Raw genomic sequence first — 18,119 nt, forward strand, 5'->3', positions numbered from 1 at the left:
ATGACATCCGTCTCAATCCAGGAAACTCCAACGTCTAACAACTGTTTTTCTGTGTCGTAAAATGTAGCTTTAGGAAGGTGATTCCTAACAAATTGTTTCCCAAAGGGTTGCTAATCTGTACCAAGTTTCCAAACAATGGCCCCAGCCGTAGCCGAAGAATAACTTGCATACAGTCGTTTCTCAACAGCTTGGGCAGTACGGCATACCTTTTGCCTCTTTCCACGCTATCCCTCAACAACTTGAAAACCTCCTTTTCATAAATATTGGACAGGTAATCCTGTGTAATTTCAGAGACTAAAGGCAGTTCGCCCAAATTCATTCCGCAATTTCAACGATTTAATTTCCACCTCTACCCTCAAAATTTGAATTAGCAAAATTCTGCAACTCGTTGAGCTTGTCCAATCCCAAATAGCGGTACAATCGCTTACGGTCATGTTTAGCAAACTCTACGCCTTTATGATAGGCTTTAACTGTCGTAGTTCTCCCGGATGCATACAGGCCGGACATAGCATATTTATTGACGGTCCGGCGGGGAAAGTTCGCGAAGTTTACCCCGCGAAACCACTCTTCCACGGCTTCAAAACTCCCGAGATTAAAAACCTCAGCTACATCTACCCTAAACACTCTCCATTCATCCCAGGGAGGCAGAACAGGAGACCACACAGCATAGTTCTTAAAAGATTCATTCAAAAAATTTATAAGCCATTTCACCGATGTTGAAAAATCCAAGGGACCGCCAAAAACATTATGACCAAGCATCGCCCTTATGTACAGAACACTCAACCCTTATGTATGGTTCACACTTAACTTTCTTAGGGGTTTTAATTCCCTTTTCCACAAAGAGATTATGGTCAATCGTCCAGCGTTCTCTTTTAACCTGGATACTGATTCGAGAATCAAAAGAACCATCCAAAGAACCGTTCGTAAAGGAATAAACTAATTCGCCCGTTTTAAGCTGTATGGCCTGGGATTTTATGCAAAAATTCTCAATGAATCCTTCCATAGCGTAGCCAATTGGAGGTGACTCAATTACAACTGTATCTATCAAAAATTGACCTCCCCTCTTCTGAGGTAGTCTCACGTATGAGACTCTCGGACGGTGTTACTATACACCGTCCTTAAAAATCGTTATTTTCTAAATCGGGATTTCCATAGTCACAATAAGAATAAGGCTCATCTGTTTCTTCATCCCAAAGTATATATCTGTAATTAATTTTGCTGGATAATTGCCACGATAACCAACATTCTTTGTCATCCCTAAATTCCATGAAACATCTCTGCTCAGCACAATCCATGGTGACCTCCAAAATTATTTATTTACACAATGTAAAGAAAATCTTATACCTCCTCCCTCTTAAAAAAATCAGGCAGCAACATTAATTTTGACACTGTGTAAAATTATTAATATTTTTTTAGTGGTTAAGCACCACTAAAAAAACAAGTCCCATATTCTAACATAAGTCAGACCCTAAACATGGTTTTTTTACACAGTGTCTAGGAATAGATATTATGTAAAGTAAAATAATATATAAATACATAACCGGCCAGAGATCTCTAGCCGGTTATGTATTTATAGTTACAAAGCTTTAACCTTGCTGTCGATAGCCCGAAGTTCATCGCTATGTCTGATAACTTCCTTATCCAGATCCTTTACAGCTTCCCAGGTAAGTTTCTGCATCTGAGCAACATGATCTACCTTATCATTTAAGGATTTCATTTCTGCTCGTAAGGCTCTATCCATTGAGGTTATTCGGTCCTCCGTCGATGTCATACGAGTCTCCATGGAAGTCATTCTTTGGTCCATAGATGTCATACGAGTCTCCATCGAAGTCATCTTTGATGTCAGTTTTTCGTCCAGAGATTTGATTTCAGCCTTTAAAGACGTATCTATTGAATTTATTCTTTCAAGGATTAAATCAAGTTTATCCATGATCCATTCCTCCCATTTATTACATATTAACATAATTGCCCAATCCATACTAGCAGTATTTTTGTAATCGTACATCAGGTGACTGTGTCAAAATTAACTATGCGCTAAATATCGTTTTAATACAGAGTTGATTTTGCATCCTTTATCCTCTAAAATATGAATTACAAATAAGAATTACAAAGGTAAAGTTATCAAGATTAATTGGAGATGAATCAGCATGGCAGATATTTTTGATATTCCTCTACCCTCTTATGCTTTTACATATATCAATCATTTGGGGGTAATCAACAGGTCCCCCCATACTCAGAAAGCCTATGCCCAGGAACTCTTTCTCTTTTTGAAATTTATTTGTGACTATAAGCCGGGTTTTCCTCCCTCCCCTCCTTCCCTGACAATCGGACACCTTCAGCAAATTCAACATACCGATGTTGAAGCCTATTTAAACTGGGCCCGAACCCAAAGGAAAAACGGAGTAAGAGCCTTAGCTCGCAAACAAGCTGCTATCAAGTCCTTTTACCGCTATTTATTGCGGGAAGACCTGATCTTAAAAGATATCACTATAAAACTCAATCCCATCTCTCAGAATCAGAAAGCCCCCAAAGCCCTTGAGCCGGAGCAGATTGCCGATTTGGTGGACATTATTGAGACCGGCACCGGCTTAAGTGAAGGCCAACTTAAGTATCATCTCTATACAGAGAAAAGGGATTATGCCATCTTCCTGACCTTCATAGGTACGGGTTTACGCTTAAGTGAGCTATATGGCCTGAATTTACAAAGCATCGACTTTAATAAAGGTTGTTTTGCCGTAATTCGCAAAGGAAATAAAGAAACCAATATCTATTTTAACACCGAAGTCGCCACAGCCATCCAGGATTATATTAAGAATGAACGGCCCCGCTATGTGCTCCAGCATACCGAGGCCTTATTCCTCTCTATCCAGGGCAACCGCATGAGCAAGCGTGCCATCCAGGATCTGATCAAAAAGTATATGGCCATTCTGCAAAACTTTGGCCATAATACAGAGGGCTATAGTGCTCATAAATTGCGCTCAACCTTTGCCACCCTCCTGCTCCGGGAAACAGAAAATCTGGCCATCGTTCAGGATGCTCTTGGTCACAGCGACCCCAGGACGACCAGAATTTATGCCAAGGTCCTCGATGAACAGCTTAGGCGTGCGGCGGATCATATTAAATTCAGGTAAGCATAGTTCATACTACTCCATTATTGAGATTCAAGGTTTTAGTGCGACATAATTTCACTTAATAACAACACCGCGTTAATGCAAACCTTCTAAAAATAAAAAAACTGAAAGATACTTGTGCATCTCTCAGGCTTTTATCACTTTAAGTTTTACCTAACCCAGTGCGGTCAATCGACCTGTGCACTTGTTAAGCCTTATTCTTCCCCGTCGTCAGTAATCTCTTCGATTGAGTCAATGGCATTAACGTTAACCTGATCACCATCGGTAAGAGCGATATAGTGTTCCGATTCAGGCGTCCCGGTAAAGCTTTCTTCAATGGCTTCCAGGTCTTTTGCCGTTAAATAGGCCTGTCCCAGGAATCTTTCCTCATTACCGGTTAGAGTATAGATAGCATATAACTTTGACAAACGAATCATCCTTTACAAAAAACTTGAGAAGAGCATAAGCTATTCTCCCCTCCTCATTATAATTTATGAGCTTTGAACTTTCTATACCTATGTAAAAACAGGAAGAAACTCCTTACAGAATGTCTTCCTAACAGAATTTATATTAACGGGGGATATAATTATGATATACCTTGTGCGTCAGGGTCAAACCGATTGGAACTTATTAAAAAAGTTTAACGGTTGTACGGAAACCGAGTTAAATCAAACAATATTTTGCCCTACCTCTTTAAAGACAAAAGACGGGCCATCAGCTTGACGCCGATAGTCCGTCTTTTGCTTCTATTTCATAATAATCCCTTCGGGGTCAATCACTTTGTGAAGGAGTTCCAACTCCTCATAAGTCGGAGTGGGTGTCTCGCCCCTGACTTTAGAGATATTCAGGTCAAAACAGCAGTTATCCCGGCAATCCTCCGCTGAAAAGCCGGGATGAACGGTATCGAGATACATCTCGCCCTGTTCATCGAAGCGATAAATCCCCATATCGGAGATAACGGCTGCCGGCCCGCCTCTGAATGCGGCGCCATATACTTCTTGCTTGGGGACCCACTCTCTATTGGGCCCATGGGGAAATTTCCATCCGGGTGAAGTAATATAGCTGACCTTTTCCACAAAGCGGCGTTTTTGATTGATCTGGGGCATAATCAACACACTTCTTCTGGCTAAGGAATGGATATCCGTATTTCCCCCGCTGCCGGTGAGGCGTTTGCCTGTGGGACCGCCCATGAAGGTTGTGTTGACATTCCCGTACATATCGACCTCGGCTCCCCCCAGGTAAGCAAGGTCGATTCTCCCTGATTGAAGCTGACTGAAGGCATCCATCAGGCCGTCGGCCACAGCGGCTTGATAGCTGCAGCGGGCATCGGCTACGGAAGTGGGTAAATCAATGGGGCGGCCATCGATTGAACCGGACTCATAGATACAAACCGCCGTAGGCGCTTGAGTTTTTTGAGCTAACATGATGGCCAGCATGGGCAGCCCTGTGCCGGCAAAAACAACCTCACCATCCCTGACCTCCCGGGCGGCTGCACAGGCCAGGAGATCCATGGGTTTAAATTCTCCGATCTTTGAATGTTCTTTCTTGCTTTCCATGCCCTTACCCCCTTTTTAATTTTGAAGAATAACCCAAAGCAGGGTTGGCCCGCAGGTTTTCCAGACGTGTCATCCCCAGCTTGCTTAAATATTCCTCGAAATCTTTAACCCCGAAGATCCACTCTTCAGCCCATTGGTCGAAGCCTTCCTGAGTACGGGTGGACTTAAAGAAGTGATTGATAAAAGGACCATCAGGCTCATAGGCACCGTATAAGCCGGTGGGGTGAGCACCCCAGGGCAATTCGACGATATAATCCACGAAATAGCCGGGAAGCATATTGCGGGTTGGTTCACGCCGCAGATACTCCTCAGGAACGACTTGCTCGGCGATAATGATATTGTGTTTAGAGGCTTTGATGGCTTCCTCGTCGCTGAATCTTAAGCCATCCACCCGAACTGTTCCCTCTTCCCCCACCATCTGAACATGGGTAATGCACCAATCAGGGCTGGCCGCCGGAATCAGGGTGATTTCGGAATCCGTAAAGGGCTCTTTATAAGTGACAAATTTATGTTTGCCGATATGGCGGTTGGACCCGTCCCGGAGTCCTGCTTTGCCCAGGTTATCATTCTCAGGATTGAGCATATCGCAGCCTATGGCTGAATAAGTGGGCAGGAAAGGAACTCCCTTGGCTGCGGCGGCTAAGCGGTATAAGGCATGAATATGGGACCAGTCTTCATATAAAATTTCTTTATTTTCGATCTTACGAGCCAGATTGCCGCCTAATTTGCCATAGAGCTCATGCCCGCTCCAGCAGGATTCCCATACCCCGACACAGCCTGCTCCCACCAGCATATCATCATGGGTTCCGCCGTTGACTTCAACCAAATGCAGATTTCTTTTCTGCTGACGGATGATCTCGTAAATGGCGGCTATAGGACGGCGCCAGACTGTAAAGCCACCAAAGGTCAGCATATCTCCATCCTTGATTTGGCCGATGGCTTCCGTTAAACTAACATTTTGCGGTCTTGCCATAGAGTTAAACCTCCTTTATCTATATCTGCTTAATCCATATCTGTTTAATCAAAATCTTCCTGACCAACAGATGCCTAACCAATATCTTCCTAACCAATACAGCCCTAGTCTTTAAAAACGCCCAATGACCTCACGTCCGATGATCATGCGCTGAATCTGATTGGAGCCTTCATAGATTTGGGTGATCTTAGCATCCCGCATCATGCGCTCCACCGGGTATTCGGAACAATAACCATAGCCCCCTAATAACTGCACACAATTTGTGGTGACTTCCATGGCCACGTCGGTAGCAAAAAGCTTCGCCATGGATGCTTCCTTGTTATGGGGCAATTGATGATCTTTGAGCCAGGCTGCCCGGTAGATGAGCATTTGCGCCGCCTCGATTTTCGTGGCCATGTCGGCGATCATGAATTGAACCCCTTGATTGGCAGCCAGGGGTTTATCAAACTGCTGCCGCTCTTTGATATAATTGATGGTATAGTCAAGGGCGCCTTCAGCAATTCCCAGACCCTGAGCCCCAATGGTGATCCGTCCCCCGGCCAGCAGCCCCATGGCCACGGCAAATCCGTTATTGATCTCCCCAAGGACATTTTCTTTGGGGACTTTGACATTTTCAAAAATAAGCTCTACAGTAGGTGAGCCATGCATGCCCATCTTCTCGACAGGTTTGCTGATGGTAAATCCGGGTAGGTCTCTTTCAATCAGCAAGCAAGTGATCCCCTTCCCTTTCGGCTGGGTAGGATCGGTCTTGACAAAAGTACAGAAAGTCGTGGCCACCGTGCCATTGGTGATGAATATCTTGCCGCCATTGACCAGGAAATGATCCCCCCGGTCTTCAGCTTTGCAGCGGAGCGCTCCGGCATCTGAGCCGGCGTTAGGCTCGGTCAGGGCATAAGCTCCGATAATCTCCCCTGTAGCCAATCGCTCCAGGTATTTTTCTTTTAACTGCTGGCTGCCATAGAGGTACATGCTCATACAGCCTAAACCGGTGTGGACACTGGTAATCACCGCTGTCGATGCGCAGGCTTTGGCCAGTTCTTCCACGATAATGGCAAAATCCAGGTAAGAACCGCCGCCGCCCCCCCATTCTTCAGGAATGGGAAAGCCTGTAAGGCCAAGTTCTCTCATTTTGTTCCATGTAGCCATGGGAAACTCATGGGATTTGTCCAATTCCGGGGCCAGAGGTGCCAGTTGGTTTTGGGCAAATTTTCTGACCATGTCTCTGATCATCAATGTTTCACTGCTCAGTTCAAAATTCACAGTCCCATCCACTCCTTAATTTATCCTTTTTGATATCAATCAGGCTCCACATAGATGAGCATGGCATCACCCTGGGCGTGCCCTGCACAGATACCACACACTCCATAACCGCCCCCCCGGCGCTTGAGCTCATAGGCTAAGGTCATGACGATTCTGGCTCCGGTCGCCCCAATGGGATGACCATAGGCAATGGCCCCGCCGTTGACATTGACTTTTTCATACATTTGTTCCTTGGTCATGCCCAGAATCGTGCGGGCACTCACCAGGGCGACCGCGGCAAAGGCTTCATTGATTTCGATGAGCTTTACATCCTCAAGGGTCAGCTTGTTTTGTTCTAAGACTTTCTTGATGGAAAGACCGGGAACGGTAGCAATGTCCTTGGTGGGCTGGGAAACTTCAGCATAGTCTACAATTGAGAAAAGCGGTTTGAGGCCGAATTCATCGGCTTTCGCCCGGCTCATCAGGAGACAGACATCCCCGCCGTCATTTGTTCCCGGGGCATTGCCGGCGGTTACGCTGCCGGGTTTCCCGGTTACAGCGCTGATGTGATCAAAAACGGGGCCGAGCTTAGCCAAGCCTTCCAGGGTGGTATTGGCACGAGGGCCTTCATCCTTTTCCAGAATTTCTTTGCCCTTTTTAACGGCTACCGGAAAAATTTCAGCATCAAGCTTCCCGGCGGCAATCGCTGCCGAGGCGGCGAGCTGTGAATGGAGGGCCCATTCGTCCTGCTCCTCCCGGCTGTAACCGAATTCATCGGCCACTTCGGAACCGTGTATGGCCATATGGCGCTCATAGAAGGAATCCCAAAGTCCGTCCTTGACCATCAGATCAACACAGTCAATAGTGGGAAGCCCCATCTTCCTGCCTCTGCGCATGTCCGGCAGTGAGAAAGGAATATTGCTCATGCTCTCCTGTCCGCCGGCAATGACTATTTCCGCCCTGCCTAAAGCAATCATTTGCGCCCCCAGATCAATAGTCTTGACACCGGAGGAGCATACTTTATTGACCGTAATGGAAGGCACATGCTCCGGCAATCCCGCCAAAAGAGTGGCCTGGCGGCTGGAGACCTGACCGCTGCCCGCCTGGACGACATGACCCATGATCACATAATCCACTTCACCTGGGGCAACTTTTCCTTCCGTTCGCCGGAGAACTTCTCTAATAGCCAGTGCTCCTAATTGAGCCGCATCGTATTCCAGCAAGGCCCCCAGTGACTTGCCATAGGGTGTCCGGCAGGCTTCCACACAGACGACTTGACGCTGCCTGGCATAGGTATTCTCAATTTTTCTTCCCAGGGTCGAGTAATCCGGTTTTCTTTCGCCGTAAGCGGCAATTTCAGCGTCTTTGTAATAGTTTTTTCTGGTGTGTTCAAGTTTTTGAATCACTTTTTCTGACATCTTGGCTCCTCCCCCGTGACTGAGATCGTCTCTTTATTAATATTGGTAAAAACCACGACCGGATTTTCTTCCGTACCAGCCGGCTTTAACATATTTGCGCAGAAGCGGGCAGGGACGATATTTGTCCCCCAGCCCTTCATGAAGAATTTCGGAGATGGACAGCACCGTATCCAACCCGATTAAATCTGCCAAAGCTAAGGGGCCCATGGGATGATTCATCCCCAGTTTCATCACCTGATCAATATCTTCAACCGTGGCGATCCCTTCATAAAGGGTATAAACCGCCTCATTGATCATGGGGATTAAGATGCGGTTGGCCACAAATCCAGGGGCATCATTGACCTCCACAGGGGTTTTTCCCATTTCCTGACTTAAGGTTTCAATGGTTTTATAGACTTCGTCGCTGGTGGCCAGGCCGCGAATGACTTCCACCAGCTTCATCACCGGAACCGGATTCATAAAATGCATACCGATAACCCGGTCAGGACGTTTAGTAAAGGCAGCAATCTCCGTTATGGGGAGAGAGGATGTATTCGTCGCCAGAATGGTATGCTCCGGACAAATCTCATCCAGTTGGGCAAAAAGCTGACTCTTGATCACCATATTTTCTACGGCTGCCTCAATAACCAGGTCAGCCGAGGCTGCATCCTGCAAAGCGGTGGATTGGGTAATGCGCCCTAAAGTTGCTGCAGATTCGATGGCTTCAAGCTTTCCCTTTTCCACATTGCGTCTCAGGTTTTTCTCAATCACACTCAGCCCGCGGGTCACAAACTCCTCTTTAAGATCATTGAGAATAACGGAATAACCCGCTTGGGCAGCGACCTGTGCTATGCCACCACCCATTTGTCCTGCACCGATGACCATGATCTTTTTCATTGGGCTTCCTCCTTTCTGGAGCATGGTTTGTTAAGCAGGGAATATTGTATCGTTTAAGCTCCCTCCTCTAGTACCTTGCTTCACCTTTTTTATTTTTAATATTCTGAATTATCTTGCAACAATTGTGCCAAATCTTTCGCTTTGCTAACAAATGGCCAATGGCTATAGGATGTGAACGATAAAGACGCCTGGTGTCACAGGGTTTAAGGATTAAATCCCCGGGAAGAAATTTTTTTAACCTTACCCGTTGAGAAATATGAGGTAAGAAAGCCATGGAAAAGTAAAAAACAATTGTCCCGAAAGCAGGCATTTGTGTGCACAATGCGTCCGCTTCCGGGACGGTTTTAGCAATGATTAGCCTTGTTTTTGCTCAACTCTATCCTTGATCCATTGAATAATATCGGTTGTCGGTGTGCCCGGAGTAAAAAGCGCTTCTGCGCATCCCTCTTCAATTAAGGCTTTAATATCTTCTTCAGGCAGGGTTCCCCCGCCCATGACAATGATATCTTCAGCATGCTGTTCTCCAAGCAGTTCTCTGACCCTTGGAAAGACAGTCATATGGGAACCGGATAAGATACTGAGCCCGATCACATCCACATCCTCTTGAATCGCTGCTTGGACAATTTGTTCAGGAGTTTGATGCAGTCCTGAATAGATGACTTCCATGCCCCCGTCACGTAAAGCCCGGGCGATGACTTTGGCACCCCGATCATGTCCGTCTAAACCCGGTTTGCCCACCAAAACACGAATGCGCGCTTGTTCCCTGTCTAACCCCATTGTCTAACCCTCCCTTATGTTTAAAGTTTAAAATACAGATTGTTCCCTGTATTCCCCAAAAACCTCTTTGAGGACAGCGACGATTTCCCCTTCGGTAGCGTAAGCCCGAACGGCATCAATAATTTTCGGGATAAGATTATCTGAACTCAGGGCGGTTGCTTTTAAGGCAGCGAGGGTGTTTTGGACGTGTAAATTATCCCGGGCGGCTCTCAGTTCTTTAACACGTTGAGCCTGGTTTCTTTCGATTTCAGGATCAATTTTTAAAAGGTCGATTTCCAGAGCCTCTTCAGTTTGGAATCCGTTGACCCCAACGATAATGCGGTCTTTCCCTTCGATTTCTTTTTGATAGCGATAAGCTGCATCGGCAATTTCCTGCTGGAAAAAGTTCTGATGGATTGCGGCAAGGACTCCGCCCCGTTCTTCAATTTTACGGAAGTATTCTTCAGCCCCTTCTTCCATTTGCCGGGTTAAAGCCTCTACGAAGTAGGAGCCGGCCAGGGGATCAATGGTATTGACGATACCTGTCTCATAGGCAAGAATTTGCTGGGTCCGTAAAGCAATCTGCACTGCTTTTTCCGAAGGTAAGGCCAGAACTTCATCCATAGAATTCGTATGCAGGGACTGAGTTCCTCCCAGCACCGCGGACATGGCCTGATAGGCTGTGCGAATGATATTATTCTCAGGCTGCTGTGCCGTCAGTGAGCACCCGGCAGTCTGTGTATGAAAACGGAGCAGCAGGCTTTCCTCTTTTTTCGCGCCATAATTTTCCTTCATATGCCTTGCCCAAATCCGGCGGGCGGCGCGATATTTAGCGATTTCTTCAAAAAAGTCAGTGTGTGAATTAAAGAAGAAGGAAAGCCGGGGTGCAAAATCATCCACATCCAGACCGGCCTTGATTCCTGCTTCCACATAGGCGAAGCCATCCGCCAAGGTAAAAGCTAACTCTTGAAGAGCCGTTGCCCCAGCCTCCCGAATATGATAGCCGCTGATACTGATCGTGTTCCACTTAGGAACATTATCCCGGGCAAAGGCGAAAATATCTGTGATCAGGCGGAGGGAAGGTTCCGGCGGGAAAATCCAGGATTTTTGAGCAATGTATTCTTTTAAGATATCGTTTTGGATCGTTCCCGTAAGTTTGTGGGCAGGAACTCCCTGTTTTTCTGCTGCAACAAGATACATGGACCATAGAATAGCTGCAGGAGCATTGGTAGTCATCGACGTGCTGACTTGGTCCAGGGGGATATCCTTAAATAAGGTCTCCATATCCTGAAGGGAGTCGATAGCAACCCCTACCCTGCCCACTTCCCCATAGGCCCGTGGGTGGTCGGAGTCGTAGCCCATGATGGTTGGCATATCGAAAGCTACACTTAATCCCGTTTGGCCTTGACTGAGCAGGAACTTGTACCGTTGATTGGATTCCACAGCCGTGGCGAAGCCGGCAAATTGCCGCATTGTCCAAAGCCGGCCACGGTACATGTTGGTGCGGACGCCCCGTGTATAAGGGTATGCTCCCGGGTAGTTAATATCTTTTTCAAAATCGATTTTCGGAGTGTTATCCGGAGAGTAAAGAGGAGCGATGGGGGCGCTGGAAACAGTCATAAAAGGCCCTTGGCGCTCTTTCTGCTCCTGGTAGGATTTTTGCCAACGGCTGAAATCTTCTTGCATGCCTTTCACCTAACCTTTTTCAGAATCACTCCCTAACCCTTTCACCCTATATCTATAAAACAACCTTAAATTTTTAAGGAGCAGAACGGTCGGTAAATCTTCCGGAAACAATAGATGCCCAGATTTCTTCGGCAAGTGTGTAAGGATTGCCAGGTTCAAGGTCATCTCCCTCAGACCTTGGCAGGTCTTGCCAGGCTGTGGCAAAGGCCTGCCGCGCAATAGCTTCCCAATGGCGCCAAACTTCTTGAGTGAAAGCATTGTGACGGCGTTGGCGGCATTTTCCCGACTCGGTCAGAAATGTTTGGTGCCTGGCAATGTGATCGCGAAGCTCATTAAGCCCGCGCTGCTCAAGAGTGCTGGTCATGAGGACAGGTGCCCGCCAGGCCTTTTTACCATTCAGATCCAAAGCCATTTCAATATCGTTCTTAAGGCGTTCGGCCCCTGGCAAGTCGGCTTTATTGACAACAAAGATATCGGCAATTTCCATGATACCGGCTTTGATGGCTTGAATGCCATCGCCGGTTCCCGGGTTTAAGACAAGCAGGACCGTATCGGCACATTCCATGATTTCTAATTCTGATTGTCCTACACCGACGGTTTCCAGGATGAGACGTTCATATCCGGCAGCTTCCAATATTTTTAAGACATCGGTTGTGAATCGCGCCACTCCCCCTAAGTGCCCCCGGGTTCCCATACTCCGTATGAACACTCCAGGATCCGTTCCATGGGACTGCATGCGGATTCTATCGCCCAGAATGGCCCCTCCGGAGTAGGGACTGCTGGGATCAACGGCGACGATGCCAACTTTATCATGCTGTTCCCGATAGAGCTGAGTGAGTGCTCCGACTAAGGAGCTTTTCCCTGCACCCGGCGGTCCGGTTATGCCGAGGACCATGCGTTGACCGGTCCTGGGCAGGATTCGGCACATAATCTCCACTCGTCCCTGGTTATCCTCGACTTGGGAGATGAGTTTAGCCGCGGCACGTTTGTCCCCCTGCCAAAGGCGCTCTAACCAAGGCTCCCATGCGCTGATTTTCAAAATTCCATCCCTTCCTTTGCCTCAACCCCTTGCTGGTAAGCGTGCCGGTGTTCCTGCATGATGGTTACTGTATCGGCAACGGCCAAAAGTTCATCAGGTGCATAACGCCCGGTTAAAACAAGAGTTAAACGGGGGGGACGCTGCTCAATCAGGTCTAAAACTTCCTGAACTGTGACTAAATTAAACCCCAGGGCGACCAAAAGTTCATCGGCTACAATCAAATCAAAACGATCCTCTTGAAACCATTGGGATAAAATAGCTAAACCATCCTGTGCCATGGCAATGTCCACAGGTTCGGGATTCTCAAAGGAAACGAAACAATCCCTGCCTGTTTGCACCAGAGCTAAATTAGGAAGTTTTTCGGAAATCTTAACCTCCCCGTAATTTTTGCTTCCTTTCATGAATTGCAGGAAGCCTACCTTTTGCCCGTGGCCTAAAGCTCTAAGGCTCAGACCCAAAGCGGCGGTGGTTTTTCCTTTGCCGTTACCGGTGTAGACAAGCAAGAGCCCTTTCATCGTTTTCACCTTCTTCCTGTATCTCAAGTAAGGCCAACGCTTCATGTTGTGTTAAATCGTCTTTACTATTTGACATGGTTACTCCCCCTCAACCTGACGGGTTTCCTAAACGATATGCCGTTGCCCCTCCTTGCTTTAAATTATCTGAATTATTAGATTATTTATGCAATAACTATGCCAAATATTTTCAACAGCCTCTGGGTTAAGAAACCTTTCCGATAGTATAAAAAAACGTCCCGGAAGCGGACGCTTTTGTTTAGCAATTATCCGCTTTTGGGACGTTTTTCTGGATGATCTCATCTTAGAACATGCTTAAGTATTAAGATCGTATTTATTTAATTTGTCGTAAAGCCTTGAACGGCTGAGGTTTAAAAGTTTGGCCGCTTTTGTCTTGTTGCCTCCTGCTTTCTCAAGAGCGGCAGCGATCATATCCCGCTCGATCTGACCAAGTCTATCCTGATGACGAATCGTTTTCTTGTTCATTACCTGACCTAAGGCAGTATTGCCGCTGATAATCTGGTGGGGCAAATGAATCAATTCGATTAAGCCGCTGCGCGTATAGTTAACCGCCCTTTCCACCACATTTTCCAATTCGCGGATATTCCCCGGCCATGAATATTGGAGCAAAGTTGCCATGGCATTAGGAGTGATGCCGCTCACATTGGCCTTAAGAATATCGTTGAATTTAGAGATGAAAAAATGGGTCAAAGGTTCAATATCCTCAAGGCGTTCTCTAAGGGGAGGCAAATGGAGATTGATGACATTTAACCGATAGTAAAGATCCTGCCGGAATTCCCCTTTCGCAATAGCGTTGCTTAATTTCTTATTCGTAGCGGCTAAGATACGAATATTGACCTTGATTGTTTCCGTGCTTCCCAGCCGTTCAATTTCCCGATCCTGTAATACCCGCAGTAATTTCGCCTGCAAAGCCAGGGGCATTTCCCCGATTTCGTCTAAGAAAAGGGTTCCGCCGTCAGCTCGCTCGATCCGTCCCGGTTTCCCATTCTTCGCCGCACCTGTAAAAGCGCCGCCGACATAACCAAACATTTCTGATTCCATAAGACTTTCGGGAATGGACGCACAATTTACTTTGATAAAAGGCCCTTTGCCCCGATCGCTGCCAAGATGAATGGCATGAGCCACCCCTTCTTTGCCGGTCCCGCTCTCCCCGGTAATTAACACGGTTGAGGTGCTGGTAGCGACGATGGATATTTCATCTTTAAGTTTTTTCATTTGGGGACTTTCGGCAACCATATCTTTCATGATGTCCTGAGCTGTCCTGTTTTTTTGTAATTCTTCCTGGAAAAACGTGACTTTATGCTCTAAACAGCGCACTTTTTCAGCAAGTTCCTGAGCCTCGGCAAGGTGAGGAAACACAGCCTTGCCTACAGCACCCACAACCTTTCCCCCTTTGATGATGGGCGAGTTGGAAACGATCAAAGGCTTGCCGTGTATGGTCAATACTTCACTGGTTTCGGACAGCCCGGTACAGGCGACATGATGCAATTGATTTGACGACATGATTTCGGCAATGGGTTTGCCGATCATCTCTTCGGGAGGGAGGGTTAAAAAATCCGCCATGGCTTGATTAACAAGGGTTATCTTTCCTTTTTCATCCACAACGACGATGCCATCACGGATGATATTAAGAACGGTATCAAAAGTTTCATTGAGAGCCTTAACTGTTTCCAATTCCTTGGCAGTATGCTCTAAATCCGTGAGATCCTGTTCGGAATGCCTGAATAAGGTCGTTACCATTTTGGCTTTACACAAAAGTCCGATCACTTTTCCTTCTTTATTAAGGACGGGAACAGAACCGACTGGACTCATTTTCACGAAATTGGCTAATTGTTCGTCGGGTATGTCATTGGCGATACTTACGACATCGGTAATAAGGTAGGGATCGATCCGATCTTTGGATCTTGCCCCAGCCAAAACAGCGCGATAAAGGCTGCTGCGGCTGAAGATGCTCAACAAGCGGCCTTCTTGATCTAAAACAGGAATGATGGCGATCTTTAAATCCAAAAAAATACTTACAGCTTTTTCTATGGTGTCACCAGGGTTCAGATAGGAAAAGCAGGTATTCGTACCTTCCTGGAGGAGCATGTGTTATCCCTCCTTGTAAAGTTACAACAGATAAGTATTTTCAGTTATTTCTAAATATTCCATCAATATTATAGCATAGATTTGACTATTATATCAGTCAGGTTAGCATCAACCGGCTAAAAGATTGTTAAAATATTGCGGCCCTTCCTGCTAATCACCTTTATTTATCCTCCGGCTATGGTAATCTGATGACCTTCTGCCCTCAAGGCAGCAACGGCTTTATCCAGCTCTTGTTCCTTGATCAATAGATAATCGGTGTCATAAGTCGAGATCACAAAGATGCTAATCCCTTGACTTGCCAACAGCCCGCTTAGATAGGAGAGGACGCCAATCAGCGAAAAATCCAATATCCCTTCAATTCTGAAATAACGCCAACTCCCCTCGCATTTAACATGTTGAGGAATGTGCTTTTGACTGCAGACAATGGACAATTCATCAGAAGTCCTGGTTATGGACAAAAAGCTTCCTTCCGCCCATTCCGGTACTTGGGCATTGCTGTCTAAGCGGCAAATCCCTAAAACTTCTTCAAATACTTTAAGATTAAACTGTTTTATCATGGTAAACTCCTGCCTTAAACTATTTCCCGGCTTATCACTTGGTTCTAAAGTCGATCGGATGCTTATTTTTAATCCGGTAAAAGCACTTCGTATGAGCCATTAACTCAGGTATTAATCGATCCATAACCCCATGCAGCAGAAATCATAGAACTTGCCTGAAATCATCAGTTCTCTGGTCATCAACCCTTCCTGAACAAAGCCAAAGCTTTTATATAGCCTAATCCCTCGCTCATGATCACTTCTGACCCGAAGGTTAAGTTTCTTAATCGTCTGCCCATCCTTGGCCCAGCGAATTAATTCCTCGATCATTGTCCGGCCAATTCCTTCTCCCCAATAATCCTTTGAGACCGAGACGCCAAACTCACCTGTATGCTGGGTACGTACCCTGGCCCCATTAACAAAGCTCAGACATCCAACCACCTTGTTGTCAGCTAAGGCAAGGAGCAGCAGCTTATTCTGGGCATTGCGGCTTTCTTCGATCATGGCTGCCTCATCACTTACTGATACATGCAGCTCGCCAGGCCCGAAGGTCAGAAAATCGGATTCTCCGCCAATCCTTGCTAAATAATCAACTACTTTCTGAGCATCTTCTTTGACTGCTTCTTTGATTATAATGAGTGGCCCATGTTTAAGCTGAATTGACTTCATAGGTTTCAACCCACTTTCCTATTCTCTCTTTATAAAGATATTCTTCGCAAACCTGCTTTCCCCTTTTGCCAGACCCCCCACTGTTGTATAGGTAAACATGAAAAGAAAAATACGGAAGTTATTGGCTTGAGTTGTCACACCGGCAGCCTAGCCTCATATACTATAGTAAAACCACAGGAAAATATATGAAATCGCCAGGAAGTACAGAATGGTGGTGGGCGGCGCCCTGGGCGAAAAAGAATCCAAAATCTTCAACGTTGAAGATTTTGGATTACTCCCGGACCAGGGTTGTGCTGGATAGAGAACATAAATACCCATAAAGAAAAAGCTGGGGTTCCGCAGAACCCTCAGCTTTTCCCTTCGAAGATTGATGCTTAATTTTATGGCAATTCTAATGAGAACTTGCCTGGGAAGGACCAACCGGCGCTGCCGGTTTTTTCATTGAAAAGAGAACCAAAAAGAAGATCAGAAGAGCCGCAAACCCGACTATGCCGCTGTAATATTGGAATCTCAGAGTTGTGATACCCAAGGTTCCCATAACGGCAGCGTAGATATAGCCGGAAAGGAAACCGCCCAGGTTCATGCCGGTGACAATAATGGACATGGCCATCGGGGTCTGGCTGGGGTGTACGGAGGCTCCGGCCATCATATTGATGGAGGTCATGGTGAGAGTCAAGCCAAATCCCATCAGCGCTTCACCGATAATAAAGAGGGGCACACTCTGGCTGAAGGCAAAGAGGACTTGGGATAAGACGAAAAAGAACAGGCCGAAACTGAGAGTCTGCCGGCCAAACTTTTTAAAGGTTTTGCCAAAAACTATTCCTGCCAGCATACCGCCTATGGTCATGAACATTAAGACGATCCCGGCCACTGCGGAATTGGCTCCGATAGTTTCAAGAACAGAAGACATATTGGTCAGAGATGGGTAGTAGAGGATGGTGGCGACTCCAAAGGCAATTCCCCAGCCAAAGATGGAAACAGGCATTTTTAGTTTTTGGGCCGGGGCATCTGCCGTACCTGCAGGAAGTTCATGCTTTTTAGGTTCGGGCAGGAAGAATAAAGTGAGCAAAAATGTGATTAAACCAAAACCGTGGGCCAGGAAGCTGTAATTCCATTGAACTGAAGCAAAAACGCCACCCAGCAATTGCAGGACAATCCCGCCGATATTCATGACCACGCCGTTGATTCCCATAATATTGGCCTGCTTATCCGGTGGGATAAGATTGAAAATCAAAGCGGTATTAAGGGGCATGATCAGACCGAGCCCTAAACCAAAGAAGGCTCTGGATACCAGGATCAGAGTAAAATCATTTATGAAATAGGGAATTATACCGCCAATGGTGAACATCAGGGCTGCAAAGAGCACTAAAGTTCTGTACTTAACCGATTTGCCGGCAATGCTGCCGCCGATAATCGCTACCGGAATTGAAACAAGGGAAGGAATTGTGGAAACTAATAATAAAGTGCTGAAACCAATCTGGGGAAAGGCTGCTCCAATCGCAGCTATGGCAGGTGTAATCGTCCCTACGCCCATCGCGATAAACGCAAATGAAAAAATGGCCAATAATACTAGGGATTGTTTCTTCTCGCTCATACTTACCAACCTTTCCGTAATCTAGTGGATTCCACTCCAGAGCTTA

19 protein-coding genes are annotated in these 18,119 nt (G+C 46.4%); 1 reads left to right on the plus strand and 18 read right to left on the minus strand.

The features are described from left to right. Nucleotides 1-336: 336 nt before the first annotated feature. The 4 genes from DESLBE_RS03185 to DESLBE_RS03195 all read right to left on the minus strand — a co-directional run bounded on the left by DESLBE_RS03185 (nt 337) and on the right by DESLBE_RS03195 (nt 1,930). A complete protein-coding gene (locus DESLBE_RS03185) occupies nt 337-759 on the minus strand; it encodes a phage/plasmid replication protein (protein WP_144675089.1) in 423 nt (140 codons plus the stop codon). Next, on the minus strand, nt 746-1,048 hold the full coding sequence (locus tag DESLBE_RS03190) for a hypothetical protein (protein ID WP_144675091.1): 303 nt from the start codon (nt 1,046-1,048) through the stop codon (nt 746-748). The genes DESLBE_RS03185 and DESLBE_RS03190 overlap by 14 nt, the downstream gene beginning before the upstream one ends. 70 nt (nt 1,049-1,118) lie before the next feature. After that, the gene (locus tag DESLBE_RS26485) at nt 1,119-1,295 is read right to left on the minus strand and encodes a hypothetical protein (RefSeq protein WP_172625362.1); all 177 of its coding nucleotides are present in this window, start codon (nt 1,293-1,295) and stop codon (nt 1,119-1,121) included. Between the two features lie 281 nt (nt 1,296-1,576). Beyond that, complete coding sequence (locus DESLBE_RS03195; RefSeq protein ID WP_018307396.1) at nt 1,577-1,930, minus strand: hypothetical protein; 354 nt, start codon at nt 1,928-1,930, stop codon at nt 1,577-1,579. Nucleotides 1,931-2,147: 217 nt separating this feature from the next. Here DESLBE_RS03195 and DESLBE_RS03200 point away from each other — a divergent pair, with 217 nt between their 5' ends. Then, nucleotides 2,148-3,131 carry a tyrosine-type recombinase/integrase gene (locus DESLBE_RS03200; protein WP_018307397.1) on the plus strand — a complete coding sequence of 328 codons (984 nt, stop codon included), beginning with the start codon at nt 2,148-2,150 and terminating at the stop codon, nt 3,129-3,131. 194 nt (nt 3,132-3,325) lie between these two features. Here DESLBE_RS03200 and DESLBE_RS03205 read toward each other — a convergent pair whose 3' ends face one another. The 14 genes from DESLBE_RS03205 to DESLBE_RS03275 all read right to left on the minus strand — a co-directional run bounded on the left by DESLBE_RS03205 (nt 3,326) and on the right by DESLBE_RS03275 (nt 18,073). Further along, nucleotides 3,326-3,538: a hypothetical protein gene (locus tag DESLBE_RS03205; RefSeq protein WP_015944167.1), complete on the minus strand. Its 213-nt coding sequence runs from the start codon at nt 3,536-3,538 to the stop codon at nt 3,326-3,328. 318 nt (nt 3,539-3,856) lie between these two features. After that, entirely contained in the window at nt 3,857-4,666 is an 810-nt protein-coding gene (locus DESLBE_RS03215) for a CoA-transferase (RefSeq protein ID WP_005811554.1), read from the minus strand. A 4-nt stretch (nt 4,667-4,670) separates the two neighbouring features. Next, nucleotides 4,671-5,639, minus strand: coding sequence for a CoA transferase (locus DESLBE_RS03220; RefSeq protein WP_144675095.1), 969 nt, complete (start codon nt 5,637-5,639; stop codon nt 4,671-4,673). A gap of 111 nt (nt 5,640-5,750) precedes the next feature. Continuing rightward, nucleotides 5,751-6,899: an acyl-CoA dehydrogenase family protein gene (locus DESLBE_RS03225; RefSeq protein WP_144675098.1), complete on the minus strand. Its 1,149-nt coding sequence runs from the start codon at nt 6,897-6,899 to the stop codon at nt 5,751-5,753. 35 nt (nt 6,900-6,934) lie between these two features. Beyond that, nucleotides 6,935-8,296: a thiolase family protein gene (locus DESLBE_RS03230; protein ID WP_144675100.1), complete on the minus strand. Its 1,362-nt coding sequence runs from the start codon at nt 8,294-8,296 to the stop codon at nt 6,935-6,937. Between the two features lie 36 nt (nt 8,297-8,332). Beyond that, nucleotides 8,333-9,172: a 3-hydroxybutyryl-CoA dehydrogenase gene (locus DESLBE_RS03235; RefSeq protein WP_041272323.1), complete on the minus strand. Its 840-nt coding sequence runs from the start codon at nt 9,170-9,172 to the stop codon at nt 8,333-8,335. Nucleotides 9,173-9,526: 354 nt separating this feature from the next. After that, nucleotides 9,527-9,949: a cobalamin B12-binding domain-containing protein gene (locus DESLBE_RS03240; protein WP_011459767.1), complete on the minus strand. Its 423-nt coding sequence runs from the start codon at nt 9,947-9,949 to the stop codon at nt 9,527-9,529. 27 nt (nt 9,950-9,976) lie between these two features. Next, entirely contained in the window at nt 9,977-11,614 is a 1,638-nt protein-coding gene (locus DESLBE_RS03245) for a methylmalonyl-CoA mutase family protein (RefSeq protein WP_144675102.1), read from the minus strand. 73 nt (nt 11,615-11,687) lie between these two features. After that, nucleotides 11,688-12,653 carry a methylmalonyl Co-A mutase-associated GTPase MeaB gene (meaB, locus tag DESLBE_RS03250; RefSeq protein WP_144675104.1) on the minus strand — a complete coding sequence of 322 codons (966 nt, stop codon included), beginning with the start codon at nt 12,651-12,653 and terminating at the stop codon, nt 11,688-11,690. Next, nucleotides 12,650-13,168 (minus strand): cob(I)yrinic acid a,c-diamide adenosyltransferase, encoded by a 519-nt coding sequence (locus DESLBE_RS03255; RefSeq protein ID WP_144675106.1) that lies wholly within the window; start codon nt 13,166-13,168, stop codon nt 12,650-12,652. The genes meaB and DESLBE_RS03255 overlap by 4 nt, the downstream gene beginning before the upstream one ends. A gap of 312 nt (nt 13,169-13,480) precedes the next feature. Beyond that, nucleotides 13,481-15,274, minus strand: coding sequence for a sigma-54-dependent Fis family transcriptional regulator (locus tag DESLBE_RS03260; protein ID WP_144675108.1), 1,794 nt, complete (start codon nt 15,272-15,274; stop codon nt 13,481-13,483). Nucleotides 15,275-15,438: 164 nt separating this feature from the next. Further along, nucleotides 15,439-15,831, minus strand: a complete 393-nt coding sequence (locus DESLBE_RS03265; RefSeq protein ID WP_015944163.1) for an ACT domain-containing protein — start codon at nt 15,829-15,831, stop codon at nt 15,439-15,441. Nucleotides 15,832-15,942: 111 nt separating this feature from the next. Continuing rightward, the gene (locus DESLBE_RS03270; RefSeq protein WP_144675110.1) at nt 15,943-16,479 is read right to left on the minus strand and encodes a GNAT family protein; all 537 of its coding nucleotides are present in this window, start codon (nt 16,477-16,479) and stop codon (nt 15,943-15,945) included. Nucleotides 16,480-16,870: 391 nt separating this feature from the next. Continuing rightward, nucleotides 16,871-18,073 carry an MFS transporter gene (locus DESLBE_RS03275; protein WP_005811534.1) on the minus strand — a complete coding sequence of 401 codons (1,203 nt, stop codon included), beginning with the start codon at nt 18,071-18,073 and terminating at the stop codon, nt 16,871-16,873. Nucleotides 18,074-18,119 lie beyond the last annotated feature (46 nt).

Origin of the sequence: Desulfitobacterium sp. LBE, from assembly GCF_007830365.1 — a bacterium.
Classification (GTDB): domain Bacteria; phylum Bacillota; class Desulfitobacteriia; order Desulfitobacteriales; family Desulfitobacteriaceae; genus Desulfitobacterium; species Desulfitobacterium hafniense.

Bases quoted from the DNA above. Each gene is read 5' to 3' on its own strand.
- DESLBE_RS03185 (WP_144675089.1), bottom strand. From the start codon at position 759: ATGCTTGGTCATAATGTTTTTGGCGGTCCCTTGGATTTTTCAACATCG.
- DESLBE_RS26485 (WP_172625362.1), bottom strand. From the start codon at position 1,295: ATGGATTGTGCTGAGCAGAGATGTTTCATGGAATTTAGGGATGACAAA.
- DESLBE_RS03195 (WP_018307396.1), bottom strand. From the start codon at position 1,930: ATGGATAAACTTGATTTAATCCTTGAAAGAATAAATTCAATAGATACG.
- DESLBE_RS03200 (WP_018307397.1), top strand. From the start codon at position 2,148: ATGGCAGATATTTTTGATATTCCTCTACCCTCTTATGCTTTTACATAT.
- DESLBE_RS03215 (WP_005811554.1), bottom strand. From the start codon at position 4,666: ATGGAAAGCAAGAAAGAACATTCAAAGATCGGAGAATTTAAACCCATG.
- DESLBE_RS03220 (WP_144675095.1), bottom strand. From the start codon at position 5,639: ATGGCAAGACCGCAAAATGTTAGTTTAACGGAAGCCATCGGCCAAATC.
- DESLBE_RS03230 (WP_144675100.1), bottom strand. From the start codon at position 8,296: ATGTCAGAAAAAGTGATTCAAAAACTTGAACACACCAGAAAAAACTAT.
- DESLBE_RS03235 (WP_041272323.1), bottom strand. From the start codon at position 9,172: ATGAAAAAGATCATGGTCATCGGTGCAGGACAAATGGGTGGTGGCATA.
- DESLBE_RS03240 (WP_011459767.1), bottom strand. From the start codon at position 9,949: ATGGGGTTAGACAGGGAACAAGCGCGCATTCGTGTTTTGGTGGGCAAA.
- DESLBE_RS03245 (WP_144675102.1), bottom strand. From the start codon at position 11,614: ATGCAAGAAGATTTCAGCCGTTGGCAAAAATCCTACCAGGAGCAGAAA.
- DESLBE_RS03255 (WP_144675106.1), bottom strand. From the start codon at position 13,168: ATGAAAGGGCTCTTGCTTGTCTACACCGGTAACGGCAAAGGAAAAACC.
- DESLBE_RS03260 (WP_144675108.1), bottom strand. From the start codon at position 15,274: ATGCTCCTCCAGGAAGGTACGAATACCTGCTTTTCCTATCTGAACCCT.
- DESLBE_RS03265 (WP_015944163.1), bottom strand. From the start codon at position 15,831: ATGATAAAACAGTTTAATCTTAAAGTATTTGAAGAAGTTTTAGGGATT.
- DESLBE_RS03270 (WP_144675110.1), bottom strand. From the start codon at position 16,479: ATGAAGTCAATTCAGCTTAAACATGGGCCACTCATTATAATCAAAGAA.
- DESLBE_RS03275 (WP_005811534.1), bottom strand. From the start codon at position 18,073: ATGAGCGAGAAGAAACAATCCCTAGTATTATTGGCCATTTTTTCATTT.